Annotated in this window: 1 tRNA gene and 1 rRNA gene; both read left to right on the top strand. The window is 43.4% G+C overall.

Annotated features, from left to right (window positions below):
• Positions 1–32 precede the first annotated feature (32 nt).
• Positions 33–104 (top strand) — tRNA-Glu (locus HT732_RS10055).
• 242 nt (positions 105–346) lie between these two features.
• Positions 347–560: ribosomal RNA gene (locus HT732_RS10050) — 16S ribosomal RNA — on the top strand; the annotation flags it as partial.

Below are 560 nucleotides of genomic sequence, written 5' to 3'. Positions count from 1 at the left end.
GTATAATAGTAAGAGTTGAAAATACCAACTCTGGTCCGTTGGTCAAGGGGTTAAGACACCGCCTTTTCACGGCGGTAACACGGGTTCGAATCCCGTACGGACTATAGTATGTTGCGGTAGGAACACTTGATGAAAGAAAGTTTAAAAAAGTTTCAAAAAAGTGTTGACAAGCGAAAGTGGCTGTGATATACTAATATAGTTGTCGCTTGAGAGAAGTAAGTGACAAAGACCTTTGAAAACTGAACAAGACGAACCAATGTGCAGGGCACTACAACCAAGGTTGTAGTACTGAACAATGAAAAAACAATAAATCTGTCAGTGACAGAAATGAGTGAGAACTCAAACTTTTAATGAGAGTTTGATCCTGGCTCAGGACGAACGCTGGCGGCGTGCCTAATACATGCAAGTAGAACGCTGAAGGAGGAGCTTGCTTCTCCGGATGAGTTGCGAACGGGTGAGTAACGCGTAGGTAACCTGCCTGGTAGCGGGGGATAACTATTGGAAACGATAGCTAATACCGCATAAGAGTAGATGTTGCATGACATTTGCTTAAAAGGTGC

The sequence above is a fragment of the Streptococcus sp. 5346 genome, from assembly GCF_013277455.1.
Lineage (GTDB): Bacteria > Bacillota > Bacilli > Lactobacillales > Streptococcaceae > Streptococcus.
Note: the sequence above shows the minus strand (reverse complement) of the source record. Positions and strands in the feature narration are given on the sequence as shown.